Origin of the sequence: Pseudomonas sp. NPDC088322, from assembly GCF_044740745.1 — a bacterium.
Classification (GTDB): Bacteria; Pseudomonadota; Gammaproteobacteria; order Pseudomonadales; family Pseudomonadaceae; genus Aquipseudomonas; species Aquipseudomonas shirazensis.
In genome coordinates this window covers 253,580-280,416 of the sequence record NZ_JBIURK010000008.1, presented here as the reverse complement: position 1 = coordinate 280,416, position 26,837 = coordinate 253,580, and the positions used below count along the sequence as shown (strand labels likewise).

The 26,837-nt window shown below is 59.7% G+C and carries 32 protein-coding genes; 23 read left to right on the top strand and 9 right to left on the bottom strand.

From position 1 onward, the window contains the following. Positions 1–3: 3 nt before the first annotated feature. From rplF to bfr, 14 genes are all read left to right on the top strand, one after another. Positions 4–537: a 50S ribosomal protein L6 gene (rplF, locus tag ACIOAU_RS21350; protein WP_003255469.1), complete on the top strand. Its 534-nt coding sequence runs from the start codon at positions 4–6 to the stop codon at positions 535–537. A 10-nt stretch (positions 538–547) separates the two neighbouring features. Then, on the top strand, positions 548–898 hold the full coding sequence (gene rplR / locus ACIOAU_RS21345) for a 50S ribosomal protein L18 (RefSeq protein ID WP_029614571.1): 351 nt from the start codon (positions 548–550) through the stop codon (positions 896–898). A gap of 3 nt (positions 899–901) precedes the next feature. Then, positions 902–1,402: a 30S ribosomal protein S5 gene (gene rpsE / locus ACIOAU_RS21340; RefSeq protein WP_003255465.1), complete on the top strand. Its 501-nt coding sequence runs from the start codon at positions 902–904 to the stop codon at positions 1,400–1,402. Next, positions 1,402–1,581 carry a 50S ribosomal protein L30 gene (rpmD, locus tag ACIOAU_RS21335; protein WP_101322338.1) on the top strand — a complete coding sequence of 60 codons (180 nt, stop codon included), beginning with the start codon at positions 1,402–1,404 and terminating at the stop codon, positions 1,579–1,581. The genes rpsE and rpmD overlap by 1 nt, the downstream gene beginning before the upstream one ends. A 3-nt stretch (positions 1,582–1,584) precedes the next feature. Further along, positions 1,585–2,019, top strand: a complete 435-nt coding sequence (rplO, locus tag ACIOAU_RS21330; RefSeq protein ID WP_010220318.1) for a 50S ribosomal protein L15 — start codon at positions 1,585–1,587, stop codon at positions 2,017–2,019. After that, positions 2,020–3,351: a preprotein translocase subunit SecY gene (gene secY, locus ACIOAU_RS21325; protein ID WP_101322337.1), complete on the top strand. Its 1,332-nt coding sequence runs from the start codon at positions 2,020–2,022 to the stop codon at positions 3,349–3,351. Between the two features lie 28 nt (positions 3,352–3,379). Beyond that, positions 3,380–3,496, top strand: coding sequence for a 50S ribosomal protein L36 (rpmJ, locus tag ACIOAU_RS21320; RefSeq protein WP_011531897.1), 117 nt, complete (start codon positions 3,380–3,382; stop codon positions 3,494–3,496). Between the two features lie 131 nt (positions 3,497–3,627). Next, on the top strand, positions 3,628–3,984 hold the full coding sequence (gene rpsM, locus ACIOAU_RS21315; protein ID WP_101322336.1) for a 30S ribosomal protein S13: 357 nt from the start codon (positions 3,628–3,630) through the stop codon (positions 3,982–3,984). A gap of 30 nt (positions 3,985–4,014) precedes the next feature. After that, positions 4,015–4,404 (top strand): 30S ribosomal protein S11, encoded by a 390-nt coding sequence (gene rpsK / locus ACIOAU_RS21310; RefSeq protein ID WP_012270237.1) that lies wholly within the window; start codon positions 4,015–4,017, stop codon positions 4,402–4,404. A gap of 15 nt (positions 4,405–4,419) precedes the next feature. Beyond that, entirely contained in the window at positions 4,420–5,040 is a 621-nt protein-coding gene (rpsD, locus tag ACIOAU_RS21305; RefSeq protein ID WP_101322335.1) for a 30S ribosomal protein S4, read from the top strand. A gap of 22 nt (positions 5,041–5,062) precedes the next feature. Continuing rightward, on the top strand, positions 5,063–6,064 hold the full coding sequence (locus tag ACIOAU_RS21300; protein ID WP_003255452.1) for a DNA-directed RNA polymerase subunit alpha: 1,002 nt from the start codon (positions 5,063–5,065) through the stop codon (positions 6,062–6,064). A gap of 42 nt (positions 6,065–6,106) precedes the next feature. Beyond that, positions 6,107–6,493 (top strand): 50S ribosomal protein L17, encoded by a 387-nt coding sequence (gene rplQ, locus ACIOAU_RS21295; protein WP_003255451.1) that lies wholly within the window; start codon positions 6,107–6,109, stop codon positions 6,491–6,493. A gap of 170 nt (positions 6,494–6,663) precedes the next feature. Next, positions 6,664–8,103 carry a catalase gene (locus ACIOAU_RS21290; protein WP_150571016.1) on the top strand — a complete coding sequence of 480 codons (1,440 nt, stop codon included), beginning with the start codon at positions 6,664–6,666 and terminating at the stop codon, positions 8,101–8,103. Between the two features lie 161 nt (positions 8,104–8,264). Next, on the top strand, positions 8,265–8,729 hold the full coding sequence (gene bfr, locus ACIOAU_RS21285; protein WP_101322333.1) for a bacterioferritin: 465 nt from the start codon (positions 8,265–8,267) through the stop codon (positions 8,727–8,729). 75 nt (positions 8,730–8,804) lie between these two features. On the opposite strand, the gene uvrA is transcribed toward bfr, so the two are convergent. After that, complete coding sequence (uvrA, locus tag ACIOAU_RS21280; RefSeq protein WP_178080799.1) at positions 8,805–11,639, bottom strand: excinuclease ABC subunit UvrA; 2,835 nt, start codon at positions 11,637–11,639, stop codon at positions 8,805–8,807. A 129-nt stretch (positions 11,640–11,768) separates the two neighbouring features. Between uvrA and ACIOAU_RS21275 the strand changes: the two genes are divergently transcribed. From ACIOAU_RS21275 to ACIOAU_RS21265, 3 genes are all read left to right on the top strand, one after another. Continuing rightward, positions 11,769–13,163 (top strand): MFS transporter, encoded by a 1,395-nt coding sequence (locus ACIOAU_RS21275; RefSeq protein WP_150571014.1) that lies wholly within the window; start codon positions 11,769–11,771, stop codon positions 13,161–13,163. A gap of 9 nt (positions 13,164–13,172) precedes the next feature. Beyond that, a complete protein-coding gene (locus ACIOAU_RS21270) occupies positions 13,173–13,739 on the top strand; it encodes a single-stranded DNA-binding protein (protein WP_101322330.1) in 567 nt (188 codons plus the stop codon). Between the two features lie 209 nt (positions 13,740–13,948). Next, positions 13,949–14,398 (top strand): hypothetical protein, encoded by a 450-nt coding sequence (locus tag ACIOAU_RS21265; RefSeq protein ID WP_401184473.1) that lies wholly within the window; start codon positions 13,949–13,951, stop codon positions 14,396–14,398. Positions 14,399–14,522: 124 nt separating this feature from the next. Here the strand turns inward: ACIOAU_RS21265 and ACIOAU_RS21260 are convergent, their stop codons facing one another. The 4 genes from ACIOAU_RS21260 to ACIOAU_RS21245 are packed head-to-tail and all read right to left on the bottom strand — an operon-like array spanning position 14,523 to position 17,863. Beyond that, complete coding sequence (locus ACIOAU_RS21260; protein ID WP_401184470.1) at positions 14,523–14,807, bottom strand: YciI family protein; 285 nt, start codon at positions 14,805–14,807, stop codon at positions 14,523–14,525. Positions 14,808–14,837: 30 nt separating this feature from the next. Continuing rightward, on the bottom strand, positions 14,838–16,148 hold the full coding sequence (locus tag ACIOAU_RS21255) for an MFS transporter (RefSeq protein ID WP_224785599.1): 1,311 nt from the start codon (positions 16,146–16,148) through the stop codon (positions 14,838–14,840). Between the two features lie 45 nt (positions 16,149–16,193). Continuing rightward, on the bottom strand, positions 16,194–16,973 hold the full coding sequence (locus ACIOAU_RS21250; protein ID WP_150571012.1) for an SDR family NAD(P)-dependent oxidoreductase: 780 nt from the start codon (positions 16,971–16,973) through the stop codon (positions 16,194–16,196). Beyond that, positions 16,970–17,863: a sugar phosphate isomerase/epimerase family protein gene (locus tag ACIOAU_RS21245; RefSeq protein ID WP_401184466.1), complete on the bottom strand. Its 894-nt coding sequence runs from the start codon at positions 17,861–17,863 to the stop codon at positions 16,970–16,972. The genes ACIOAU_RS21250 and ACIOAU_RS21245 overlap by 4 nt, the downstream gene beginning before the upstream one ends. A 119-nt stretch (positions 17,864–17,982) precedes the next feature. On the opposite strand from ACIOAU_RS21245, the gene ACIOAU_RS21240 reads away from it, so the two are divergent. Continuing rightward, positions 17,983–18,903 (top strand): LysR substrate-binding domain-containing protein, encoded by a 921-nt coding sequence (locus ACIOAU_RS21240; protein WP_101322325.1) that lies wholly within the window; start codon positions 17,983–17,985, stop codon positions 18,901–18,903. A 57-nt stretch (positions 18,904–18,960) separates the two neighbouring features. Here ACIOAU_RS21240 and ACIOAU_RS21235 read toward each other — a convergent pair whose 3' ends face one another. Both ACIOAU_RS21235 and ACIOAU_RS21230 read right to left on the bottom strand, forming a co-directional pair. Further along, positions 18,961–19,950, bottom strand: coding sequence for an asparaginase (locus tag ACIOAU_RS21235; protein WP_150571011.1), 990 nt, complete (start codon positions 19,948–19,950; stop codon positions 18,961–18,963). Between the two features lie 71 nt (positions 19,951–20,021). After that, entirely contained in the window at positions 20,022–21,464 is a 1,443-nt protein-coding gene (locus ACIOAU_RS21230; protein ID WP_401184462.1) for an alanine/glycine:cation symporter family protein, read from the bottom strand. A 177-nt stretch (positions 21,465–21,641) separates the two neighbouring features. On the opposite strand from ACIOAU_RS21230, the gene ACIOAU_RS21225 reads away from it, so the two are divergent. Then, the gene (locus tag ACIOAU_RS21225; RefSeq protein ID WP_101322322.1) at positions 21,642–22,454 is read left to right on the top strand and encodes a helix-turn-helix transcriptional regulator; all 813 of its coding nucleotides are present in this window, start codon (positions 21,642–21,644) and stop codon (positions 22,452–22,454) included. A 6-nt stretch (positions 22,455–22,460) separates the two neighbouring features. Here ACIOAU_RS21225 and ACIOAU_RS21220 read toward each other — a convergent pair whose 3' ends face one another. Beyond that, on the bottom strand, positions 22,461–23,300 hold the full coding sequence (locus tag ACIOAU_RS21220; protein ID WP_101322321.1) for an alpha/beta hydrolase: 840 nt from the start codon (positions 23,298–23,300) through the stop codon (positions 22,461–22,463). Positions 23,301–23,474: 174 nt separating this feature from the next. On the opposite strand from ACIOAU_RS21220, the gene ACIOAU_RS21215 reads away from it, so the two are divergent. The 4 genes from ACIOAU_RS21215 (at position 23,475) to ACIOAU_RS21200 (ending at position 26,145) form a co-directional block, all read left to right on the top strand. Then, the gene (locus ACIOAU_RS21215) at positions 23,475–24,359 is read left to right on the top strand and encodes a sugar nucleotide-binding protein (protein ID WP_101322320.1); all 885 of its coding nucleotides are present in this window, start codon (positions 23,475–23,477) and stop codon (positions 24,357–24,359) included. Then, on the top strand, positions 24,352–25,284 hold the full coding sequence (locus tag ACIOAU_RS21210; RefSeq protein ID WP_150573709.1) for an NAD-dependent epimerase/dehydratase family protein: 933 nt from the start codon (positions 24,352–24,354) through the stop codon (positions 25,282–25,284). Before ACIOAU_RS21215 ends, ACIOAU_RS21210 begins: the two co-directional genes overlap by 8 nt. 364 nt (positions 25,285–25,648) lie before the next feature. Next, positions 25,649–25,888: a hypothetical protein gene (locus ACIOAU_RS21205; protein WP_150571007.1), complete on the top strand. Its 240-nt coding sequence runs from the start codon at positions 25,649–25,651 to the stop codon at positions 25,886–25,888. Beyond that, positions 25,885–26,145 (top strand): DUF3077 domain-containing protein, encoded by a 261-nt coding sequence (locus ACIOAU_RS21200; RefSeq protein ID WP_150571006.1) that lies wholly within the window; start codon positions 25,885–25,887, stop codon positions 26,143–26,145. Before ACIOAU_RS21205 ends, ACIOAU_RS21200 begins: the two co-directional genes overlap by 4 nt. Positions 26,146–26,279: 134 nt before the next feature. Here ACIOAU_RS21200 and ACIOAU_RS21195 read toward each other — a convergent pair whose 3' ends face one another. Continuing rightward, the gene (locus tag ACIOAU_RS21195; RefSeq protein WP_401184456.1) at positions 26,280–26,741 is read right to left on the bottom strand and encodes a winged helix-turn-helix transcriptional regulator; all 462 of its coding nucleotides are present in this window, start codon (positions 26,739–26,741) and stop codon (positions 26,280–26,282) included. Positions 26,742–26,837: the final 96 nt, after the last annotated feature.

Sequence of the window (26,837 nt, the reverse complement as noted above, 5' to 3'; positions counted from 1 at the left end):
AGCATGTCTCGCGTCGCTAAGAACCCCGTAAAGCTGCCGTCCGGTGTCGAAGTCAAATTCGCCGGCCAACAGCTTTCGGTGAAGGGTGCCAAGGGCACTCTCGAACTGAACGTTCATTCGTCTGTTGAAGTTACCGAAGAGTCTGGTGAGCTGCGTTTTGTCGCTCGCAATGGTGACCAGCAAGCTCGCGCCATGGCCGGTACTACCCGCGCTCTGGTGAACAACATGGTCCAAGGCGTAAGCCAAGGCTTCGAGCGCAAGCTCCAGCTGGTCGGTGTTGGTTACAAGGCTCAGGCCAAGGGCACCGTCCTGAACCTGGCTCTGGGCTTCTCTCACCCAGTAGACTACGAGCTTCCAGCCGGCATCACCGCTGAAACGCCTAGCCAGACCGATATCCTGATCAAGGGCATCGACAAGCAGCTGGTAGGTCAGGTGGCCGCTGAAATCCGCGACTTCCGTCCACCAGAGCCGTACAAAGGCAAAGGTGTGCGTTACGCGGACGAAGTCGTCCGTCGTAAAGAAGCCAAGAAGAAGTAGGGCCTAGCAAATGACCGACAAAAAAGTTACTCGACTGCGTCGCGCTCGCAAAGCACGCCTGAAAATGCACGAGCTCGAAGCCGTGCGTTTGTGCGTGTTCCGCTCCTCGCAGCACATTTATGCCCAAGTCATCTCGGCCGACGGCAGCAAGGTTCTGGCAAGCGCCTCTACCTTGGACAAAGACCTGCGTGATGGCGCCACCGGCAACATCGACGCGGCCACTAAGGTTGGCAAGCTGGTAGCTGAGCGCGCGAAAGCCGCCGGTGTATCTCAAGTTGCCTTTGACCGTTCCGGCTTCAAGTACCATGGCCGCGTCAAAGCGCTGGCTGATGCTGCTCGTGAAGGCGGGCTGGAGTTCTAAGTTATGGCAAATAACGATCAAAAGCGCGACGAAGGCTACATCGAGAAGCTGGTTCAAGTTAACCGCGTAGCCAAAACCGTCAAAGGCGGCCGTATCTTCACCTTCACCGCGTTGACCGTGGTTGGTGATGGTAAGGGCCGTGTAGGCTTCGGCCGTGGCAAATCGCGCGAAGTACCAGCCGCGATTCAGAAAGCCATGGAAGCTGCCCGTCGCAACATGATTCAGGTTGACCTGAAAGGCACCACTCTGCAGTACGCCACCAAGGCCGCCCACGGCGCCTCGAAGGTTTACATGCAGCCTGCCTCCGAAGGTACCGGTATCATCGCTGGCGGCGCTATGCGTGCTGTCCTGGAAGTTGCTGGTGTCCAGAACGTTCTGGCCAAGTGCTACGGTTCGACCAACCCAGTGAACGTGGTTTACGCCACCTTCAAGGGTCTGAAGGCCATGCAATCTCCTGAATCCATTGCTGCCAAGCGCGGCAAGAGCGTTGAGGAGATCTTCTAATGGCTGCCACCGTTAAAGTCACGCTGATCAAAAGCACCGCCGGCCGTCTGCCTAACCACAAACTGTGTGTTAAAGGCCTGGGTCTGCGTCGCATTGGTCACACCGTAGAAGTACTTGATACTCCCGAGAATCGCGGGATGATCAACAAGGCTTACTACATGCTGCGCGTCGAGGGTTAATCGATGAAACTCAATGATCTGAGTCCAGCGCCGGGTTCCCGTCGCGAGAAGCATCGTCCGGGTCGTGGTATCGGTAGCGGTTTGGGTAAGACTGGTGGCCGCGGCCACAAAGGTCAGACCTCCCGTTCCGGTGGCACCATCGCTCCGGGCTTCGAAGGCGGTCAACAGCCGCTGCACCGTCGTCTGCCGAAATTCGGCTTCGTTTCGCTGAAAGCCATGGACCGCGCAGAAGTGCGTCTGTCCGAGCTGGCCAAAGTGGAAGGCGATGTTGTCACCGTGCAATCCTTGAAGGATGCCAACGTGATCAACCAGAACGTACAGCGTGTGAAAATCATGCTGTCTGGCGAAGTCACTCGCGCAGTTACCATCAAGGGCATCGCAGCCACCAAAGGTGCGCGTGCGGCTATCGAAGCAGCTGGCGGCAAATTCGAGGAATAAATGGCTAAGCAAGGTGCTCTCTCTTCGCTCGGTAAGGGCGGGATGTCGGAACTCTGGGCTCGTCTGCGCTTTCTGTTCATGGCGATCATCGTCTATCGGATAGGTGCGCATATCCCGGTGCCTGGCATCAACCCGGACCGTCTGGCGGATCTGTTTCGACAGAATGAGGGGACCATTCTTAGCTTGTTCAACATGTTTTCCGGTGGTGCGCTGGAGCGCATGAGCATCTTTGCACTGGGGATCATGCCGTACATCTCGGCATCGATCATCATGCAGCTCATGACCGCTGTCAGCCCACAGCTGGAGCAGTTGAAGAAGGAAGGTGAAGCTGGCCGTCGCAAGATCAGCCAGTACACCCGCTACCTCACTGTAATCCTGGCATTGGTTCAAGCGATTGGCATGTCCATTGGCTTGGCCAACCAGGGCGTGGCGTTCTCTGCAAGCCTTGGCTTCCATGTGGTTGCCGTCTCCACCTTCGTGGCAGGCGCAATGTTCATGATGTGGCTGGGCGAGCAGATTACCGAGCGCGGTGTGGGCAACGGTATCTCGATGTTGATTTTCGCGGGTATCGTTGCCGGTCTTCCGAGAGCAATCGGGCAGTCTTTCGAGTCTGCGCGCACAGGCGATATCAACATTTTCGCCCTGGTCGCTATCGGTTTGCTGGCAGTAGCGATTATCGGTTTTGTGGTGTTCATTGAGCGTGGTCAGCGTCGAATCGCCGTTCACTACGCCAAGCGTCAGCAGGGCCGCAAGGTCTTTGCTGCGCAGACCAGCCACTTGCCGCTCAAGGTGAACATGGCAGGGGTAATCCCGGCTATTTTCGCCAGCAGCATTCTGCTGTTCCCGGCTTCGCTGGGTGCCTGGTTCGGTCAGTCCGAAGGTATGGGCTGGCTACAAGACATCTCGCAGTCGATCGCTCCTGGTCAGCCGTTGAACATTTTGCTGTTTAGTGCAGGGATCATTTTCTTCTGCTTCTTCTACACAGCGTTGATGTTCAACCCGAAAGACGTAGCGGAAAACCTGAAGAAGTCCGGTGCCTTTATTCCGGGTATCCGTCCTGGTGAGCAGTCGGCGCGCTACATTGATGGCGTTCTGACTCGTCTGACCATGTTCGGTGCTCTTTACATGATGGCCGTATGCCTTCTGCCCCAGTTCCTTGTGGTGGCTGCAAACGTGCCGTTCTATCTCGGCGGGACGTCGTTGTTGATCGTGGTAGTGGTTGTGATGGACTTCATGTCCCAAGTACAATCCCACCTCGTTTCGCACCAGTACGAATCCCTGATGAAGAAAGCCAACCTGAAAGGCTATGGCGGCAGCAGCTTGCTGCGCTGACAGGCCCCTAAGGTTCGAGGAGTTGGTCATGAAAGTTCGTGCATCGGTGAAAAAGCTGTGCCGTAACTGCAAGATTATTCGCCGCGAAGGTATCGTGCGAGTAATTTGCAGCGCGGAACCGCGTCACAAGCAGCGCCAAGGCTGAGTGTGATCCGCGCTACAAGCCCAGCAGCTAGTGCGCTGCTGGGTTGATTAATTGTTTCTACAGCGATATTATCTCGCGCCCTATTTCTTGGCTTCCGGGGCGTAGGTAGCTGTCAATTGGAGTCCCACTGAATGGCCCGTATTGCAGGCGTCAACATTCCAGATAACAAGCACACTGTTATCTCGCTGACCTACATCTATGGTGTCGGTCGCACAACTGCACAGAAGATTTGTGCAGACACTGGGGTTAACCCAGCCGCAAAGATCAAGGATCTGAGCGACGAGCAGATTGAAACGCTGCGTAGCGAAGTCGCCAAGTTCACCACTGAAGGTGATCTGCGCCGTGACATCAACATGAAGATCAAACGCTTGATGGACCTGGGCTGCTACCGCGGTCTGCGCCATCGTAAAGGTCTGCCGGTTCGCGGTCAGCGCACCAAGACCAATGCACGCACCCGTAAGGGCCCGCGTAAGCCGATCCGCAAGTAATCGCACCAGCGAATCGACAGGAAAATAGACATGGCAAAACCTGCTGCTCGTCCTCGTAAAAAAATCAAAAAGACAGTGGTTGATGGCATCGCCCACATCCACGCGTCTTTCAACAACACCATCGTGACCATCACCGACCGTCAGGGCAATGCTTTGTCCTGGGCAACGTCCGGTGGTTCGGGTTTCCGTGGTTCGCGCAAATCCACCCCGTTTGCAGCTCAGATTGCTGCTGAACGAGCTGGTCAAGCTGCGCTGGAATACGGTCTGAAAAACCTCGACGTAAACGTCAAGGGTCCAGGTCCAGGTCGTGAGTCCGCCGTTCGTGCTTTGAACAGCTGCGGCTACAAGATCGCCAGCATCACCGACGTGACGCCAATCCCGCATAACGGGTGCCGTCCGCCGAAGAAGCGTCGCGTGTAATCAGGAGACAGATAAATGGCACGTTACATTGGTCCAAAATGCAAACTGTCTCGCCGTGAAGGCACTGACCTTTTCCTGAAGAGCGGCGTTCGCGCTCTGGAATCGAAGTGCAACATCGAAGCAGCCCCAGGTATCCACGGCCAGCGCCGTGGCCGTCAGTCCGACTACGGTACCCAGCTGCGCGAGAAACAAAAAGTCCGTCGTATCTACGGTGTTCTGGAGCGTCAGTTCCGCGGTTACTACCAAGCTGCAGCCTCGAAAAAAGGCGCAACTGGTGAGAACCTGCTGCAACTGCTCGAGTGCCGTCTGGATAACGTCGTTTACCGTATGGGCTTCGGCTCGACTCGTTCCGAGTCGCGTCAGCTGGTTTCGCACAAAGCGATCAGCGTCAACGGTAAGACTGTAAACATTCCATCTTACCAAGTTCGTCCGGGTGACGTGGTCTCGGTTCGTGAGAAATCGCTGAACCAGCTGCGCATTGTTCAAGCCCTTGAACTGTGCTCTCAGCGCGGCCGCGTTGAGTGGGTAGACGTGGATGCTGCTAAAAAGTCGGGCGTTTTCAAGAACGTTCCTGCTCGCAGCGACCTGTCTGCCGACATCAACGAAAACCTGATTGTCGAGCTCTACTCCAAGTAAGGGCTAGAAAATAGGTGCATCCATGCAGATTTCGGTAAATGAGTTCCTGACTCCCCGCCACATTGATGTGCAGGTAGTCAGTCCGACCCGCGCCAAGATTACGCTCGAGCCTCTCGAGCGTGGTTTCGGCCATACCCTGGGCAACGCGCTGCGCCGCATCCTGTTGTCCTCCATGCCTGGCTGTGCAGTAGTCGAGGCCGAGATCGATGGCGTACTCCATGAGTACTCCGCGATCGAAGGTGTACAGGAAGACGTAATTGAAATCCTGTTGAACCTGAAAGGCCTGGCTATCAAACTGCACGGTCGTGACGAAGTTACGCTGACCTTGTCGAAAAAGGGTTCGGGGGTGGTTACCGCTGCCGATATTCAGCTGGATCACGATGTCGAGATCGTCAACCCCGATCACGTAATCGCGAACCTGGCGTCCAACGGCGCCCTGAACATGAAGCTCACTGTAGCTCGTGGTCGCGGTTACGAGCCGGCCGACTCTCGTCAGACTGACGAAGATGAAAGCCGCAGCATTGGCCGTCTTCAGCTGGACGCTTCGTTCAGCCCGGTGCGTCGTATCGCCTATGTGGTCGAAAACGCCCGTGTTGAGCAGCGTACCAACCTGGACAAGCTGGTCATTGATCTGGAAACCAACGGTACTCTGGACCCAGAAGAGGCAATCCGTCGTGCCGCGACCATCCTGCAACAGCAGCTGGCCGCGTTCGTGGATCTCAAAGGTGACAGTGAGCCGGTAGTGGTCGAGCAGGAAGACGAGATCGATCCGATCCTGCTGCGTCCGGTTGACGACCTGGAACTGACCGTACGGTCTGCCAACTGCCTCAAGGCGGAGAACATCTACTACATCGGCGACCTGATTCAGCGCACCGAAGTAGAGCTGTTGAAAACTCCTAACCTGGGCAAGAAGTCCCTGACTGAAATCAAGGACGTTTTGGCTTCCCGTGGTCTGTCCCTCGGCATGCGCCTCGACAACTGGCCGCCTGCAAGTCTTAAGAAGGACGACAAGGCGACTGCCTGATCGTCGTAATCACCGAACGTAGTGTTTGGTAAGGAATGAATCATGCGTCATCGTAAAAGTGGACGTCACCTGAGCCGTACCAGCTCTCACCGCAAGGCTATGTTCCAGAACATGGCAGTGTCGTTGATCGAGCACGAGCTGATCAAAACTACTCTGCCAAAAGCCAAGGAACTGCGCCGCGTTGCCGAGCCGCTGATCACCCTGGCCAAGGAAGATAGCGTAGCCAACCGTCGTCTGGCTTTCGACCGTACCCGTTCGAAATCCGCTGTTGGCAAGCTCTTCAACGATCTGGGCAAGCGCTACGCCACCCGTCAGGGCGGCTACCTGCGTATCCTGAAGTGCGGTTTCCGCGCTGGCGACAACGCGCCTATGGCGTACGTCGAGCTGGTTGATCGTCCAGTCGGTGGTGCTGTAGAAGCTGCCGAGTAAGACGTTCTGTCTGCTACAAAAAACCGGGCCTAGTGCCCGGTTTTTTGTTTCTGTAATTATTGTTAATTCCTATCGCCTCAACTCGATCAATGAATTAGCTCTTGTCATGCCGCTCCCCAATACTGTCCGCAAGCCGACAAATGGCAGATCAAGACCGTCAAGGAGAGCCCATGAGCAAGATTCTTACCACCGCCAGCGGTGCACCTGTAGCTGACAACCAGAATTCCCGTTCGGCCGGCCCTCGCGGCCCGCTGCTGCTCGACGACTTTCACCTGCTGGAAAAACTCGCCCACTTCAACCGCGAGAACATCCCTGAGCGCCGTGTACACGCCAAGGGCTCGGGCGCCTACGGTACCTTCACCGTAACCCGCGATATCACCCGCTACACCTGCGCCAAACTGTTCGACAAGGTTGGCAAGCAAACCGAGACCTTTTTGCGCTTCTCCACTGTAGGTGGCGAGCGCGGCTCGGCTGACACCGAACGTGACCCGCGTGGCTTCGCGCTCAAGTTCTACACCGAGGAAGGCAATTGGGACATCGTGGGCAACAACACCCCGGTGTTCTTCATACGCGACCCCCTGAAGTTTCCTGACTTCATCCACACGCAGAAGCGCCATCCGCAGAGCAACCTGAAGAACGCCCAGATGATGTGGGACTTCTGGTCGCATTCGCCTGAGGCGCTGCACCAGGTCACGATCCTGTTCTCTGATCGGGGTATCCCGGACGGCTACCGTCACATGCACGGCTTCGGCAGCCATACCTACAGCCTGATCAGCGCGAGCGGTGAGCGCACCTGGGTCAAATGGCACTACAAGACTCAGCAGGGCATCAAGAACCTGGCACCGGCCGAAGCAGCGCGTCTGGCGGGTACTGACCCTGATTACGCCCAGCGTGACCTGTTCGAGGCGATTGAACGCGGTGACTATCCGCGCTGGACTGTGTGCATTCAGGTCATGAGCGAGGAGCAGGCAGCCAATCGAGCGGAGAATCCTTTCGATGTGACCAAGACCTGGTCGCAGAAGGAATTCCCGTTGATCGAGGTTGGCGTGCTTGAGCTCAACCGCAACCCGCTCAACTACTTTGCCGAAGTCGAGCAAGCCACCTTCGGCCCGAGCAACATGGTTCCAGGTGTCGGCCTGTCGCCAGACCGGATGCTGCAGGGGCGTGTGTTTGCCTATGCCGATGCGCACCGCTACCGCGTAGGCACCAATCACCAGCATCTGCCGGTAAACGCCGCTCGCAGCCCGGTGCACAGCTACCAGCGCGATGGCGCGATGGCTTCCGGTAGCTATGGCAGTGCGCCCAACTACGAGCCGAACAGCTACAGCGACGCGCCCAAGCAGTCGCCGCAGCACGCCGAGCCGGCGCTTGCCCTGAACGGCGCAGCCGATCGTCACGACCACCGTGAGGACGGCGATTACTACAGCCACGCCGGCGCCTTGTTCCGCTTGATGAGCCCTGAGCAGCAAGCACTGCTGATCAACAACATTGCCGGCACCATGGCAGGTGTCAGCGCAGTTGTGGTGATGCGCCAGTTGCAGCACTTCTCCAAGGCAGATCCAGCCTACGGCGAAGGAATTGCCAAGGCGTTGGGGCTGAATCTCGCCTGAGTCGGAATGATAAGTAGAACCGCCCTCATTTGGGCGGTTTTTCAATGAATATCACTACTGTTTAGGCGTTTTTTTGCATGTTATTGCGCGTTTTTCAGTGACCTTGCAGCAGTCCTGGTTCACACTATGCACATAGCGCTTTCACATGGAGAACCAGGGCGATGCAAGGTCACCCGGACGTAATCGATTACCTCAACACGTTGCTCACCGGCGAGCTGGCAGCACGTGATCAGTATTTCATTCATTCGCGCATGTACGAAGACTGGGGCTTGTCCAAGCTCTACGAGCGCATCAACCATGAAATGGAAGAAGAGGCGCAACACGCCGACGCCCTGATGCGCCGCATTCTCATGCTGGAAGGCACCCCGCGCATGCGTCCGGATGATCTGGACGTGGGTACCACTGTGCCGGAAATGCTCGCAGCCGACTTGCGCCTCGAGTACAAGGTGCGCGCAGCGTTGTGCAAAGGTATTGAATTGTGCGAAACGCACAAGGATTACATCAGCCGCGACATCCTGCGTCAGCAGTTGGCAGATACCGAAGAAGATCACACTTATTGGCTGGAAAAGCAGCAGGGTCTGATCAAGGTCATCGGCCTGCAGAACTACCTGCAATCGCAGATGTAATCAGCTTGCCGTAACGGGCTGCATGGTTGTAAAAAAGCCCCCGGTAGCTCGCTACCGGGGGCTTTTTTTGTAGGCTTACGCCCGGTCACGCTCCAGCAACGGCTTGAGGTAGTGGCCGGTATACGACTGCTTCATCTTGGTCACCTCTTCAGGCGTACCCACCGCGATGATCTGGCCGCCCTTGGAGCCGCCCTCCGGGCCGAGGTCGACCAGCCAGTCGGCGGTCTTGATCACGTCCAGATTGTGTTCGATCACCACTACGGTGTTGCCGTGATCGCGCAAGCGGTGCAGTACATCGAGCAACTGCTGGATATCGGCGAAGTGCAGGCCGGTAGTCGGTTCATCGAGGATGTACAGCGTCTTGCCGGTATCGCGCTTGGACAGCTCGCGTGACAGCTTGACCCGCTGCGCCTCGCCCCCGGAGAGGGTCGTGGCCGACTGACCAAGCTTGATGTACGACAGGCCGACATCCACCAGCGTCTGCAGCTTGCGCGCCAGCGCCGGCACTGCATCGAAGAATGCGCGGGCATCCTCGATGGTCATTTCCAGCACCTCGTGGATGTTCTTTCCTTTGTACTTGATCTCCAGCGTCTCGCGGTTGTAGCGCTTGCTCTTGCAGACGTCGCAGGGCACGTAGATGTCCGGCAGGAAGTGCATCTCGACCTTGATCAGGCCATCGCCCTGACACGCTTCGCAGCGGCCGCCCTTGACGTTGAACGAGAACCGTCCCGGACCATAACCGCGCGCACGCGACTCGGGCACCCCTGCAAACAGCTCGCGCACCGGCGTGAAGATGCCGGTATAGGTCGCCGGGTTGGAGCGTGGGGTGCGGCCAATCGGGCTCTGGTCGATGTCGACCACTTTGTCCAGATGCTGCAGGCCGTCCATGCTGCTGTGTGCGGCGGCCTCATGGCTGGTAGCGCCGTTCAGCGCAGTCGCCGCCAGCGGGAACAGCGTGTTGTTGATCAGCGTCGACTTGCCCGACCCGGAGACACCGGTCACGCAAGTCAGCAAGCCTATCGGGATTTCCAGATCGACGTTCTGCAGGTTGTTGCCACGCGCGCCTTTGAGCTTGAGCGACAGCTTCTTGTCACGGGGAGTGCGCTTGGCCGGCACAGCGATCTTCTTGCGCCCGGACAGGTAGGCACCGGTCAGCGAATCAGGGTGGTCCATGACCTCCTGTGGCGTGCCCTCTGCAACGATCTGGCCACCGTGTACACCAGCGCCCGGGCCGATGTCGACAACGTAGTCAGCCAGGCGAATGGCGTCCTCGTCGTGCTCCACCACAATCACCGTGTTGCCCAGGTCGCGCAAGTGATTGAGCGTGCCGAGCAAGCGGTCGTTATCGCGCTGATGCAAGCCAATCGAAGGCTCGTCGAGGATATACATGACGCCGACCAGGCCCGCGCCGATCTGGCTGGCCAGGCGAATACGCTGCGCTTCGCCACCGGAGAGGGTGTCGGCACTGCGATCCAGGGTCAGGTAATCAAGGCCGACGTTGACCAGAAACTGCAGACGCTCGCAAATCTCCTTGAGGATCTTCGAAGCGATCTCGCCGCGGCGACCGGTCAGGGTCAGCTCGCTGAAGTAGGTGCTGGCATCGCCAATCGGCAGGTTGGTCACCGCTGGCAGGGTTTTCTCGCCAACCCATACATGCCGCGACTCACGGCGCAGGCGCGTGCCGCGACAGTCCGGGCATGGCTGCGTACCGAGGAACTTGGCCAGCTCTTCACGCACCGTGGCCGACTCGGTCTCGCGGTAACGTCGCTCCAGATTCGGCACGATGCCTTCAAACGGGTGCGAGCGCTTGACGATATCGCCACGGTCATTCAGATATTTGAAGTCGACGTTCTGCTTGCCGCTGCCCTGCAGAATGATCTTTTGATCCTCTGCTGCCAGTTCAGCGAACGGTTGTTCCAGGCTGAAGCCAAAATGCGCGGCGAGCGAGCCAAGCATCTGGAAGTAGTACACGTTGCGCCGGTCCCAGCCACGGATCGCGCCCTCGGCCAGGGTCAGCTCGGTGTTGACCAGGCGCTTGGTGTCGAAGTACTGCTTCACGCCCAGGCCATCGCAGGTCGGGCACGCGCCAGCCGGGTTGTTGAAGGAGAACAACTTGGGTTCCAGCTCGCTGATGGCATGGCCGCAGACCGGGCAGGCAAAGCGCGCAGAGAAGATGATTTCTTCGCCGGGCTCGTCGTCCATCGGCGCTACCAAGGCAATGCCGTCAGCCAGCTTCAGCGCGGTCTCGAACGACTCGGCCAGGCGCTGCTGCAGGTCGCTGCGGACCTTGAAACGGTCGACCACGACATCGATGCTGTGTTTTTTCTGTTTCTCGAGGGTCGGCAGCTCGTCCATCTCGTACAGCTTGCCGTTGACCCGCACGCGCACAAAGCCCTGCGCGCGCAGCTCGTCGAACACCGCCAGGTGCTCGCCCTTGCGCTCGCGGATGACCGGCGCCAGCAGCATCAACTTGCTGCCCTCAGGTTGCTCGAGCACCAGGTCTACCATCTGGCTGACCGTTTGCGCTTCCAGCGGGATGTCATGGTCCGGGCAGCGCGGGGTTCCTACCCGTGCATACAGCAGACGCAGGTAGTCGTAGATTTCGGTAATGGTGCCGACCGTGGAGCGCGGGTTGTGCGAGGTTGATTTCTGCTCGATCGAGATTGCCGGAGAAAGGCCCTCGATGGTGTCGACGTCGGGCTTTTCCATCATCGACAGGAATTGCCGGGCGTAAGCCGACAACGACTCGACATAACGGCGTTGACCCTCGGCGTAGAGGGTGTCGAAAGCCAGCGATGACTTGCCGGAACCGGACAAACCGGTGATCACGATCAACTTGTCCCGGGGCAGGGTCAGGTCGATGTTCTTCAGGTTGTGGGTACGTGCCCCACGAATCAGAATCTTGTCCACTGCGGCCTCGCTTGGCGGGCATAAACATAGAAGTATACGGCGCGCTGCCATTACGCGGCAAAGCGTCGCGTATATGCCGTCAAGGCGTGGGACTGATAGAATCGCCGCCGGTTCACACGAGGTTTATCCATGCACGACACCCACAACGAGCGCATGAGTGGTAGCGAGACTCGCGCCGCCGGTGGCCTGGCCCTGGTCTTTGCCTTTCGTATGCTGGGCATGTTCATGGTGCTGCCGGTACTTGCCACCTACGGCATGGACCTGGCCGGCGCCACGCCTGCGCTGATCGGCCTGGCCATCGGTGCCTACGGCCTGACCCAGGCGGTGCTGCAGATCCCGTTCGGGATGATCTCCGACCGCATCGGCCGGCGCCCGGTGATCTACCTTGGGCTGATCATCTTCGCCCTCGGCAGTGTGCTGGCAGCCCAGGCCGACTCGATCTGGGGCGTGATCGCCGGGCGCATTCTGCAGGGCGCCGGGGCGATCTCGGCAGCGGTCATGGCCCTGCTCTCCGACCTGACCCGAGAACAGCACCGGACCAAGGCCATGGCCATGATCGGCATGAGCATCGGTTTGTCGTTTGCCGTGGCAATGGTTGTGGGGCCATTGTTGACGCGCGCCTTTGGTTTGTCGGGATTGTTCCTCGCGACTGCAGGACTTGCCCTGGTCGGCATCCTGCTGGTGGCCTTCCTCGTGCCGCGTGCGCACAGCACCCTGCAGCACCGCGAGTCGGGGGTGGCGCGCAAGGCCATCGGCCCAACCCTGCGCCATCCGGACCTTCTGCGCCTGGACGTGGGTATTTTCGTCCTGCATGCGATCCTCATGGCCAGCTTCGTTGCGCTGCCCTTGGCCTTTGTCGAGCGCGGCGGCCTGCCCAAGGAAGAACACTGGTGGGTATACCTGACCGCGTTGTTCGTCTCATTTTTTGCAATGGTGCCGTTCATTATCTACGGCGAAAAAAAGCGCAAGATGAAGCGTGTGTTGCTCGGCGCGGTGAGCGTTCTGCTGCTGGTCGAGGTGTTCTTCTGGCAGTGGGCTGACAACTTGCACGGACTGGTGATCGGCACCGTGATATTCTTTACTGCCTTCAACCTGCTGGAGGCATCCTTGCCTTCGCTGGTCAGCAAGGTGTCGCCCGCCGGCGGCAAGGGAACGGCCATGGGGGTTTATTCCACCAGCCAGTTCCTCGGTGCCGCGCTGGGAGGAATCATCGGTGGCTGGTTGTTCCAGCATGGTGGTCTGGGCATGGTGTTCGTCGGTTGTGCGCTGCTGTGTGCTGTGTGGTTGGTCGTCGCCTTGAGCATGAACGAGCCGCCCTATGTGACCAGCCTGCGCATGCCACTGACGCCTGAGGCAGTCCGGGAAGCCGGGTTGACCGAGCGCCTGATGGCCGTGCCGGGTGTGACCGACGCCGTGGTGGTGGCAGAAGAAGCCGCCATCTATATCAAACTGGATACGAAAATTTTGGACCGTGCGACCCTCGAGCGTCTGGTAAATCCAGCCTCATCGGCGTGCGAAGCCTAGGAGAACGTTATGGCCCGTGGGGTTAACAAAGTCATTCTGGTCGGTACCTGTGGTCAGGATCCCGAAGTCCGCTACCTGCCCAACGGTAACGCCGTGACCAACCTGAGCCTGGCCACCAGCGAGCAGTGGACCGACAAGCAGTCCGGTCAGAAGGTCGAGCGTACCGAGTGGCACCGTGTGTCGATGTTCGGCAAAGTTGCCGAAATCGCCGGTGAGTACCTGCGCAAGGGTTCCCAGGTCTACATCGAGGGCAAGCTGCAGACCCGCGAGTGGGAAAAAGACGGCATCAAGCGCTACACCACTGAAATCATCGTCGACATGCAAGGCACCATGCAGCTGCTCGGCGGCCGCCCGCAGAACCAACAAGGCGGCGGTGATCAGTACAACCAGGGTGGTGGTAACAACTACAACCAGGGCGGTGGTCAGCCACAGCAGTACAACCAGCAGCCACAGCAGCAGGCACCGCGTCAGCAGGCACCACGCCCGCAGCAGGCTCAGCAGCGCCCGGCGCCGCAACAGCCAGCGCCACAGCCGGCGGCTGACTTCGACAGCTTTGATGACGATATTCCGTTTTAATCAATAGTCTTGTCGTAATAAAAAGCCCGCAGCATCTTATGCTGCGGGCTTTTTTATTGGCTCGATGTCAATGTTTCGATGGTTTGTTAGTGGAAGTTTCAGGTGTGCTTCAAAGATAACTTTTAGTGTAGGAAGTTTCTGAGGTTGCTTGCTTGGTAATCAATGCCCGAATTTATTAAGTACAATCCGCTTTTTCAAGGAGCGGGCCCATGCAGGACATCATTTCTTCAAGTCGAATTACAATCAAAGACTCGCAAAGCGAGTATTGCGTTGCCGGCTTTGTCGATGCCTATCAGGCATACGTCAACGCTGAGGAGGGCGGCGCAGTGTATGCCTACTGGCTGTTGGTAGGCGTGGGCTTTCTCGTGACAGCCATCGGTGTCATCACCATGATCTTCGGCCCGGAAACCATAACGTATAACAGCATGGCTGGGCCGACGTTATTCGAGTATATACAGATCTATCCGGGGCCTATCGCAACGATTGGTAGTGTGTGCATGGCTGTGGGCAGCAAGTTGGGTTCTAAGGAAATCATGACCTGCGAGTCCTATTTGCAGGCCAACTATCAGTTAAAGTCTGAAGACGGTCATGATGTGTCTAATACCGTCAAGATCACTCACCTGGGTGAAGATAAATTTGAGATTACATTGAATCAATGATTCGCTTGCTGAGCGTCTTGGAGTTCCGCGCTTGTCAGGAGTAGCGAAGGCCCCCAGCGCTGCAACGCGCCGAGGGCCTTTTGGGCTCATGTAATTTAGACTTCAAACACGCTGCCGATCAGCTTCAACCAATCTGCAGTCGCTTGATTTCCAGCACTTCGACCTTTTCCCACACCTTCTGCTCAAGGTAGGGTTCACTCTGCAGCCAGATATCGAGTGCGGCGCGGGACTCAAAAGCGATATGCACGTTGGAGCCGATCATCTTGCCCTCGGTGTTGAGCAGTGCTCCGCCGCCAAGGAAATTGCCACTGGCGGCCAGCGCGTGCAAGCGCGCCACATGCTCTTCACGGCACTGCAGGCGGCGTTCAAGGGCATCGTGGTAATCGTAGGCGATAAGCGCAAATTGCATGGTTCAGTTCCTGAAGGTTGGGTTTTCGGCTCAGTGCCGCGCGTGTTGCTGCATCGGCTGATGCGTCGCAGGAGCGGCTTCGCCCGCTGGCCGCGATACCAGCGCAGCAATTGCCGCAATCAGTGCAAGGCCACCAATGAAGCAGGCTACCGGCAACCAGTCGTGGTTATCAGCCATCAGCGCATAGCAAATGCTTGGTGAGAAGCCGGCGATGATGAAGCTCAGTTGGGTCGCCAGGCCAACCCCGGTATAGCGCACACGGATGCTGAACATCTCGGCATAGAAGGATGGCCATAGTGCATTCGGCGCACTGTAGAGCACAGATTTGAGCAGCACGGTGCTAAACATGATCAGGCCGATGTTCCCGGTGGTGATCGACCACAGGAACAAGAACACTCCAGCGCTGCAGGCGAACGCGCCCAGGGTGAAGATACGCTTGCGGCCGATGCGGTCAGCCAGCAGGCCGAACAGCGGTTGGCAGAGGAGGGCGACGGCCTGACTCGCGGCAATGGCCGTGAGCATCGACGCGCGCTCGACCCCCTGATTGTTGGTCGCCCAGGATAAGCCAAAGATCATCACCAGCGACGACACCGAGCAGATCAGGGCGCAGCAGAACACAATGATGAAGGCGCGCCCTTCATGGCGGAACAGATCAGCGACAGGCAAGTGTTCTGGCTTGGCTTTACTGGCTTTGAATTCCGGGCTTTCTTCGACGCCGCGGCGGATTATCCAGGTGATGATGACCATTACTGCACTGAGCAGGAACGGGATCCGCCAGCCCCAGCTCAGCAACTGTTCCTCACTCAGCATCGTTAGTGGGATGAATACTGACGTGGCGAGGATCGAGCCCATCGATGCGCCATTGATCAGCCAGCTGGTGTAGAACGATTTGCTCTTGCCCGGAGCGTGCTCCATGGTCAGCAGGCTGGCGCCGACCTGCTCGCCGCCAGCAGAAAAGCCCTGCAGCAGGCGGCACAGCACCAGCAACGCTGGCGCCCATGCGCCGATGCTGGCGTAGGTGGGCAGCAGGCCGATGGTGAACGTGGCGATGCCCATCAGCATCAGGGTCATCATCAGTACCTGTTTACGCCCGAAGCGGTCGCCAAGGTGGCCGCAGACCAGCGCGCCTACGGGCCGGGCCAGGTAACCGACGCCGAACGTGGCCAGGGCTGCCAACGTCCCCGCCATCGGGTCAGACGAGGGAAAGAACAGCGTGCTGAAGACCAGCGCGGCAGCAGAGCCGTAGATAAAAAAGTCGTAATACTCGACGACACTGCCCAGAAAACTGCCGAATGCAGCTCTGCGGGCCATGCGCCGATTGTCGGTCGCGTGAGTTTGCATGGGTTAGCCTTTCTTGTAATTGTGGTGAACGGGGCTTGCAACAGGTCAGCGGCTGCCGAACGGCGCCAATTGGCTGCCTCCACAGACGTGAATCACCTCGGCAGTGATAAAAGCGGCATCTCTCGAGGCCAGGAATGAAGTGGTGCCCGCAATGTCCTCGGGCGTGGTCAGGCGCTTCAAGGGTGTGCTGTTGATCGAACCCTGGGCCATCTGCTCGAAGCTATCGGCATCACGGCCATCGAGCGTGAAAGCCGAGGGCAATAGTCCAGGCGCGATGGCGTTGACGGTGACGTTGTGTGGCGCCAGCTCGCGCGCCATCGAGCGGGTCAACCCGACCAGGCCCGCCTTACAGGCGACATAGGCCGGTGGGCCGCCGGCCACCCAGCAGCGCGAGACCATATTGATCACTCGGCCGCTGTTCTGCCGCTGCCAGTAGGGTGCAACCTGCTGACACAGCAGGGCCGGACCGCGTAGGTTGACAGCCATCATGTGATCCCACTTGGCGACGTCGAAATCGTAGATCGAGCCGCGGTGATTGACCGCTGCGTTGTTCACCACGACATCGATGCGGCCAAAGGCAGCCCCAACATGCTCCACCAAGGTAGCGATGGAGGCCGGATCGCCGAGATCGGCGTGCACTGCCAACGCTCTCTGGCCCGGGGACAACGGCAGTTGCGCGACCAGGCTCTGCGCTGCCTCAAGGTCGAGGTCCGCCGCGACCAGGTCCAGGCCGTCCTGGCTCAAGCGAGCGCAGATGGCCCGGCCCAGTTCGCCAGCGGCGCCGGTGACCAAGGCAACCCGACGCGGGTCGGTGGAAGTGTTCATTGGCAAGGTACCTCTTGGCTGGCAGCAGGGACGAAAGGTGTCAGGTTCAGGTAGCGGCCGATCAGGTCGCGGTTACGCCGCAGCTTGTGCAGGTCACTGTGGCGGGCATCGAAATCTTCTACCGAAATCCAGTCGGCAAAGCCGTTGGCACGCAGGGTAGCGAGCATTGCCGGCAGCGGCAGTACGCCTTCATCGGGAGGGCACCATTGCCACTGCCAGCCTTGGCCGGGGCCGAGTGGTTGGTACGCGACGTTCTTGACCTGCACATGGGCCAGATGCGCACCCATCAGGTCGAGCGACATCTGCACATCCTCGCGGCCTTCGATGGCCAGGTTGCCGAGGTCATAGATGATGCCTAACCGCTCGGCGGGGTAATGTTCGGCCACGCGCATGGCCAGCGAAGGGCTGGAACAGATGGTGCGTTGATGCACCTCCAGCGCCAGACGCACGCCGGCCTGTTCGGCCAGTGGCAGGATCTGGTCAAGGAAGCGGCGCATGCGCGCATAGGCCGCTGGATAGCGCTCATCCACGTAGCCAGGTGCCCATAAGCGCAAGCGAGCCTGACCTGCCCGAGCGGCGAGGTCGATCATGTGCTGCGCCTGGTCAATGTCGCCAACCGCCAGGTAAGGGCTCAGGCAGAAGATTTCCAGGCCGGCGGCCTGGCAGCGCCGGTAGATGTCCTCGACCGCGTGTACTGTCGGGGCGATGGTGCAGCGATTGTTGCTGCGGGCATCCCAGGCGCGAGCAAAGTCCAGGCCAGAGGTATCGGCAACGCGCCACTCAACGCCTTGATAGCCGTGCTCGGCCAGTTGCTCAACCAAGGCTTCGGGAGCCAGGCTTGGCAAAGATGCGCTGGACGCGCCGAGCCGTGGCGGTGAGGTTGAAATCATATGATTGCCCTGGTTATCGGTTCCGTGTGGATAGGTCGATGCTAGAGCAAACTTTTTGTTGAATAAATTGATATAAAATCAGCGCTTGGTTAACTTGTGGGTTGAACAAGGAGCCAGTCATGCACCTTAATGCCATCAACCTGCGCCACTTTCGGGTGTTTCTTGCCGTGGTCAGCGCTGGCAGCCTGGTCACTGCCGCCAAGCTGCTGCACATCACTGTTTCAGCCGTATCGAAAAGCCTCAAGGAGCTAGAGCAAGAGCTGGATGTGCAGTTGCTGCTGCGCGGGCGTAAGGGTGTGCAGTTGACCCAGGCCGGTGAGGCCTTCAACAAACACGCAGCGCAGACCATGGCCAGCTTTCGGTTGGCCATGGACGAAGGCCAGACGGCTGCGCCGGCACCGCAGATTCTCAAGGTTGGAGCGTTGCCGACAGCTGCGGGCTACATGCTCGCACCCGTGGTGGCGCAGATGCGCGAGCGCTACCCGCATGTACAGGTTCGCGTGGAATCCGGTATGTATGACTACCTGGTGGGCAAGCTGCGCACCCGCGAACTCGATCTGATCGTCGGACGGCTGATTGGTCGAGACATGCTCGGAGTGATGTTCGAGGCGTTATATGAAGAGGATTTGCTGCTGGTGGTGCGCACGGGACACCCGCTGGCCCAGCGCGAGCAACTGCAGTTGGATGATTTGCGCGCGCACGTACTGCTGGCATCCCCGCAAGGTACCTTGGTGCGAACCAGCATCGACAACTTCCTGCTCAGCAGTGGTGGCGTTCAACGCTTTCAGATTCAGGAATCGCTGAGCGAGACATTTTCTCGGGTATACGTCCACGACTATGACGCCGTGTGGTTTGTGCAACGCGGGGTGATCGACCTGGATCTGCGCTTGGGGCTGGTGCAGCAATTGCCTTTCAGCAGTTCCCTGCTGCGCGCACCGATTGGCCTTACTTCAGCGACTGATCGGCCGCTGTCTGACGTAGCGCAGATGTTTGCCGGGATGCTTCGGCAGTGGTGTACCGCCCGCTCTGCTCAGCGCTAGAGCGGGCATCGGCGGCGAATCTGAAGCTGCCGATGCTTTCTTTAGGCAATCAGGCCTTCAAGCCCGCTCCCCACACAGATCCAGCGCAAACCAATGCTCCGTCGCCTGCGCATCCAGCCCCGCCCCAAGCAAGCCAAACAACTTGCCCAGCGCCGCTTCGCGGGTCATGCCGCCGCCGCTGATCAGGCCAGTGTCACGCAGCCGGCTACCGGCGGCATAGGTGTCAAATACCACCGAGCCGACCGGGCACTGGCTGATCGCAACGATCACCACGCCGCCTTGGTGGGCGTCATGCAGCACATCCAGCAGGGCCTGGTCGTCGGACGGCCCGGTGCCGCTGCCGTAGCACTCCAGCACCAACCCTTGCACGCCGCTGTCGAGCAGGCCGCGCAGGTGTTCTGCCTGCAGGCCGGGGAACACCGGCAATACCGCCAGCTTTACCGGCTGGCGCAGCTGACGGTAGTCAAGCACAGCCGGGATGGCTGGCGCGCGCTCGCTGTCGCGATGACGGGGCAGGGCGGCGAAGGCGTCGAATGCCTCGCTGCGCAGCTTGGAGGCGCGGCAGCCGTGCAGCAACTGCTCGTGGAAGTACAGCTGCACGCCGTCCTCGATGCCGCTTTCGAGCAGGCGCAGGGCGCCGATCAGGTTGTCCCAGGCGTCGCTGTCTGGCGCGCCGGCGGGCAACATCGAACCGGTCAGCAGCACCGGCACCGGCAAACCGAGCAGCACGAACGACAAGGCTGCACCGGTGTAGGCCAGCGTATCGGTACCGTGCAGCACCAGCACGCCGTCGTGGCCGTCACGTTCCACCGCTTCGACAATCGCGTCACGCATGGCCAGCCAGTTGGCTTGCTGCATGTTGGCGCTGTCCAGCAGTGGGTTCATTTCACGCAGTGTCCACTGTATCTGCGGAGCATCGTCAAGTTGCGCCAGATGCTCGCGCATGCGCACGTCGAAGCCGCCCGCCGGGGCGAGGCCCTGGGGTGTTTCGAGCATGCCGATGGTGCCACCGGTATAGAGGACGAGAAGATTCTTGACTGCACGCATGGCGCATTCCGTAACGATGAGCGGAGAGAGAAGCAGCCGCCCGCGAACGGGGCGGCTGGCAGGGGAGGATATCAGCGCTGGGTCTGAACCTGACCGACGGTGTTGTCAGCGGTTGTTTCAGCGGCTGCCGGAACTGGCCAGGCGTTGCGGTCCAGGTCCAGGTCAGGGAACTTGCTCGAATCGAACACTGGCTGCTTGATGCCAGCCTTGCGCTGCACATCGTAGTCACGCATGACCCGCAGGCCGATGTTGAACAGCAGGGTCAGGGCGATCAGGTTGACGAAGGCCAGACAGGTCATGGTGATGTCGGCGAAGGCGAACACGGTCGACAGGTCTTGCGCCGAACCCCATACGATCAGCGCCAGGACCAGGCCGCGGTAGCCCATCAGCACCGAACGCTTGCGGGTCAGGAACTGCAGGCTGGTTTCGCCCAGGTAGTAGTTGTAGAGGATGCAGGTGAAGACGAACAGCGACAGCGCGACGCTGACGAACAGACGACCCCAGTCACCGACTACAGCGGCCAGCGAGTTCTGGGTCAGGACGATGCCGTCACCTTCGAAGCCTGGGGTGTAGAAGCCCGACAGCAGGATCAGCAGTGCGGTGCAGGTGCAGATCACGAAGGTGTCGAGGAACACGCTGAACGCCTGCACCACGCCCTGTGCGCCAGGGTGCTTGACCGCGGCCACGGCAGCAACGTTGGGCGCACTGCCCAGGCCCGCTTCGTTGGCGAACACGCCACGTTTCACGCCCATCACGATCGCGCTGCCGAGCAGGCCGCCGAACGCAGGGTCAAGGCCGAAGGCGCTTTTGAAGATGGTTTCCAGCATCGCTGGCACGTGCTCGATCTGGCTGCCGATCACATACAGGGTGACGCCGATGTAGGCCAGAGTCTTGACCGGTACCAGCAGGTCGGACACCGAAGCAATACGCTTGATACCACCGAGGAAGACGATCGCCAGCAGCACTGCCAGGGCAATACCGGTCTGCTGCGGCGGGAAGCCGAAGGCATTTTGCAGCGAGTGGGTCACGGTGTACGACTGCAGGCCGTTGAAGGCGAAGCCGTAGGTCACCAGCAACAGCAGCGAGAACACCACCGCTATGCGCTTGAATTTCAAGCCATGCAAGATGTAGTACGCCGGGCCGCCACGGTACAGGCCATCGCCATCGGCGCGCTTGTACACCTGGGCCAGGGTACATTCGAAGAAGCTGCTGGACATGCCAACCAGCGCGGTCACCCACATCCAGAACACAGCGCCTGGGCCGCCGAGGGTCACAGCGATGCCGACACCGGCGATGTTACCGGCGCCAACTCGGCCGGCCAGGCTCAGCATCAGTGCCTGGAACGAGCTCAGCTGGCCAGCCTGGCCACGCAGGGATTCTTTGAACACACCGAACATGTGGCCGAAGTGACGGAACTGGACGAACCGCGAGCGGAGGGTGAAGTAGCTACCAAGTCCGACGATAAGGACGATGAGCAGCTTCCCCGAAAGGAAATCGTTGAGTACTTCGAGCATGGCAAATGACCTCGATTCTTATTCTTCGCGTGGAATGACCAGCGGCGGCAACGACGCGCCGCTTTTCGTTGGGCGCATGGTTGGCCATGACAAGAGTCGTTACAATTTCGCGGGTTGCTCTCAGTTGGCGCGACTTGATGCTATGCTTGCATCACTCGCATCAGCTGGACCTCGTACATGAGCGATCATTTCGCTAGCAACCTGAAATTGGCCTGTAGCCACTACCGCTCTATCTCCGAGGTTTGCCGGCAGCTGTCGATCAACCGCGCCCAGTTCAACAAGTATTTGAGCGGGCAGAGCCGTCCGACGGCCTACAACCTCAAGCGCATCGGCGATTTCTTCGGGGTCGAGGATTACGAGCTGAATTTGCCGCCCGAGCAGTTTGCCCGGCTGATAGGTGCGCGCATTCCTTCGGAGCAGAACGGGCCGTTGAACGACCCCATCAGTGAGCTGTTCAAGCCTTTGCATGCGCATGCCGGCAATCTCTCGCGCTATTGCGGCTACTACTTCGAATACTCCAACTGCATGTCGGTGCCGGGTACCATTCTGGTGTCGCTGGTGCATTTGCGGGAGGAGCGCGGCAGCTTTCTATTCGAGCGCCAGGAACGCCAGGAGCGCAGCAGCGCCACCGACCTGCATGCCGAAGTGCGCTGCCGCTACCTTGGTGCGGCGTTCCAGCTGCAGGACCGCATGTTCCTGATCGACTACGAATCACTGACCCTCAACGAGATGAGTCAGACCATCCTCATCCCCAGCTTCAAGAGCCGCATTACCCGCTTGAACGGGCTCAAGACCGGAGTCTCCAGCGGCGACCGGCGCAACCCGGCCTGTACCCGCGTGGTCTGGGAGTTTCTCGGCGAGGAGATCAACCGCATCAATGCCTACCGGCAGGTCAAGCTGTACCGCCCGGATGATCCGCGCATCGACGATGACGTGCGCGAGCGCCTCAGCGTCGGCCCGCTGAGCAACGGCCTGTTCGAGATCGAGTAGGCCGCCTCAACCGCGAATGAACGCTGCGGTCACCTCTGCCACCTGGTCGGCGACTTGCGGATTGTCTCGCAGGTGAGCGGCGATGCCGTGGTCGCAGTCGGTCAGCAGCAGGCACTCGACATGTGGCGCCGGCACTGAGCGCAGCAGGGTATGGGTGACTTCTTCCGGGATCGGGCTGTAGCGCTGCACGCCAGACACCCAGCGCGTCCCCGCCGAGGTCCCCGCGCCTTGGCCATAAGCACGCGAATTAAGCCCGTCGTACTCACCGATCACCAGCAATACCTGGCCGGTAAAGGTGCGCAAGAATTCATAGCTGTCACATTGCAGAAAGGCGAACGGCTGGCGAATCGCTGCGGTGAACGCCGGGCCGAACGGCGCCTGGTGCGCCGCGTCAGGGTAAACCGCCGGGCAGATCAGCACCAGTTTGGAGATGCTTGGCAACTGCGCGGCCATCTTCAGCGCAATGGCTGCACCAAGGCTATGGCCGATCAGGGTATGGCACTGCTCGGCGATATGCTGATGAAAGCTCAGTGCCTCGTGCAGATTGGTGTGCAGCGACGGCGCGGCGGCGCCCGGTTGGCTGGCCAGGCTGTGGCCGGACAGGTTACCGCTGAGCGAGCCGATGCCCTGCGCCTGCAGGCGATACAGCAACGGGTTGAGGCGGGTGAAGTCCGAGCGTGCGCCACCGACGATAAAGGCGGGCGGGGCGTGTGCAACATCGGGCACCAGCAGTCGTGCCTGCTGCCGATAGCCGTCGAATGACTGTTCGATGAACCGCTCTGCGCCGGGCGCTGCCTCGTCATACTGCCAGGTCGAACGGTGTGCAGCGATGGATTCGGTGGGCATTTGGACCTTCGCGCTGAGCAGGGGATGGCGCGCTCAGTATAGGTCGATAAAAGCCCCGCACAGTGCGCTACCGCAGTGCCGAGCAACGCCGCAATCCAGCAGGCGTTGGACTTCCCCTGTCGGAAACCGCAAAATGCTTTTTCTTCCAACGATCTGAGCGGACTTTTTTACCCTATGCGTATGCGCCTGATGCTGTTGGGTGGTGGCAATGCCCTCGGGCAAGCGCTGATTCGTCTCGGGGCCGAGGAAGACATCGGATTCCTGGCGCCGCGTCCGCCGGACAACGGCTGGGATCCGGCCAGCCTGACCCTGCTGCTGGACGAACACCGCCCCAACGTGGTGATCAACCTCGCCTATTACTTCGACTGGTTCCAGGCCGAGGCGGTCAGCGAACAGCGCCTCGCCCAGCAAGAGCGCGCAGTCGAGCGCCTGGCCGAGCTGTGCCAGCACCACGAAATGATCCTCGTGCAACCTTCCAGCTATCGCGTGTTCGATGGCTCGCGGGCCACTGCCTACAGCGAAAAGGACGAGCCGGTGCCCCTGGGCAGCCGCGGCCAGGCGCTGTGGCGGGTCGAGCAGAGCGTGCGCGCAACTTGCCCGCAGCATGTGCTGCTGCGCTTTGGCTGGGTGCTGGACGAGAGCATCGATGGCACCCTCGGGCGCTTCCTGACCCGCGCCGAGCAGCCGCAGGAATTGCTCCTGGCGGACGATCGCCGCGGCAATCCGACGCCAGTGGACGATGCGGCCCGGGTCATCCTCTCGGTACTCAAGCAACTCGACTGCGCCGCGCCGCTGTGGGGCACCTATCACTACGCCGGCAACGAGGCGACCACGCCGCTGGCGCTGGGCCAGGCGATCCTTGCCGAAGCACAGCAATGGCGCCAGCTCGCAGTGCAGGCACCGACCGCCCAGGCCCATGCGGCACGGCCGGATGCCAGCGAAGAGCCGCAAAATGCGGTGTTGGCCTGCAAGAAGATCCTTCATACCTTCGGCATCAAGCCGCGCGCCTGGCGCTCGGGCCTGGCGCCTTTACTGGACCGATTCTACCGACATGGCTGACGCCCCTATTCTGATCACCGGCGGCGCGGGCTTCATCGGCTCGCACCTGTCCGACGCCTTGCTGGGCAAAGGCTATGCGGTGCGTATCCTTGACGACCTGTCCACCGGCAAGCGCGCCAACCTGCAGTTGCAGCATCCCGGCCTGGAGCTGATCGAAGGCGATGTCGCCGACGCCGCTCTGGTCGCCCGTGCTGCCGCTGGCTGCCGCGCCGTTGTGCATCTGGCTGCCGTGGCCTCGGTGCAGGCCTCGGTGGATGACCCGGTGAAAACCCACCAGAGCAATTTCATCGGCACGCTGAATGTCTGCGAAGCCATGCGCCTGAATGGCGTGCGTCGGGTGCTGTTTGCGTCCAGCGCCGCGGTGTATGGCAACAATGGCGAAGGCCAATCGATTGCCGAAGATACCCCCAAGGCGCCGCTGACGCCTTACGCAGTGGACAAACTTGCCAGCGAGCAGTACCTGGATTTCTACCGCCGCCAGCATGGCCTGGAGCCGGTGATCTTCCGCTTCTTCAACATTTTCGGCCCGCGCCAGGATCCGTCCTCGCCGTATTCCGGGGTGATCAGCATCTTCAGCGAGCGCGCTACCCAAGGCTTGCCGATCAAGGTATTTGGCGACGGCGAGCAGACCCGCGACTTCCTCTATGTTGGTGATCTGGTCCAGGTCATGGTCCAGGCCCTCGAGCAACCGCAGGTGGAAGAGGGCGCAGTGAACATCGGCCTGAACCAGGCCACCTCGCTGAATCAGCTACTGGCCGCGCTGCGCGACGTCATTGGCAGCCTGCCGGAAATCAGCTACGGCGAAGCCCGCTCGGGCGACATCCGCCACTCCCGTGCCGACAACGCGCGCTTGCTGGCACGCTTCGACTTCCCTCAACCAACGCCGATGGTCGAAGGTTTGGCCAAGCTGTTGGGCAGGGGCTAAGCACCGTTCTGCAGGTCGCTCAGGCCTGCGGGAAACCCATCTGCGCGTCAGACCTTTCTGAAATCAAATCCAAATGCTTCTGCAAAAGCCCGTCTAGGAATTATCCTACGCGTCTTTCGGAAGCAGCTCAGTTGTCGGGGAATCACCTCAGTCCTAATGTCACAGGGTCGCCAGAAGTGGTGACCGGGTGTGAGAACCCGACAACACAAATTACGGCCAGTTTATGGCAGCCGTGCGCGGGCAGACTTCGGTCTGGCCGGGTTTCTCTTGTGTCTCGGTTTCTCACCCTGTGCACGGCTGCCACCCTCAATCCGTGAGAAGAGCGACGGTGGTGGTTTTCTGTGAACACACAAGAGACCTGACCATGAAAAAGCTCGTCCCGGATCCGCCAGTACCCTATTTCCTGATTAACGCCGAACTCAGCGTGGAAGATGCGCTCGCCCAGGTCGACAAGCTGCTCGACTGCTTGAACGGAACAATCAAAGCCAATCTTTTCGGTGAGCCTATTGGCATCCACAAGTACTTGCTGGAGGTCATAGAGGTGCTCAACCAGTTGATACTTGCGTTGGTTGCGCATGCCAGGGACAAGGAGGCGGTGTCATGAAAACCGATATCAAGCACCGCAAAACTCAAGGCCAGACACCTTGCCAGAACCTTTTCTGCGTACAGCGTGATGTGCCACTTGATCAGGCGTTCTCGGAGCTATCCGTACTCCTGGGCTGTATCCGCCATCTCGCTACAGAGGCGGAGATGGAGAATGATCGGCAAGCAGGGAGCGCTGTACGAATATTGAGTGAGCTCGCCAAGGCCCTGATCGATGATATGGAGCTGGGTGTCAGCAGAGCACTGGTTTCGCACTGAAACCCATCCGCTTCAAGGTCTCTGTGTTTATCTCTGGCTTGAGATCGCTGGCGCCCGCAGCGGCCCCAGCGCACTCGACACCGCGCTAACGACCCGACTGCTCGCGGATAATTCCCGGCTCCCTGGCTACGTAATTAGCCGCGACCTGGCTTCACCCCATGCCGCACCACCCGCCGCAGGCAATCGTCCGGCCCCACCACGCGGCCATCCCTGGCTTGCACCTGCAGTGTCTGCAAAGGTTGGCCGTGGGCACTGTCGAGCAGTTGCGAGCGGGTTTCGCCGGCTTCGAATAGAAATTGCTCGCCCCACTGGCGCAGGCCAATCACGATGGGAAACACCGCGCGGCCCTTGTCGGTCAGTGCATATTCCTTGTACGCGCTGCCATCCGAGGCGGGTTGCAGGGTCAGCAGGCCGGTTTCTACCAGCAGCTTGAGGCGCGAGGAGAGAATGTTCTTCGCCAGGCCGAGGCTCTTCTGCAACTCACTGAAGCGGCGCAGGCCATCGAACGCATCACGCAGAATCATCAGCGCCCAGCGATCACCGAGCACCAGCAGCGCGCGTGCCACGGGGCATTGGTCGTTGATCGGGTCCAGCATGGCGAAAACCTCGCTTGTTTATCTGGTTGCAGATTAAAACCACATTTGCTAGAAAGCCAGTAAGTGGTTTCAATATGAAACCAGTTGTCGAGTGCC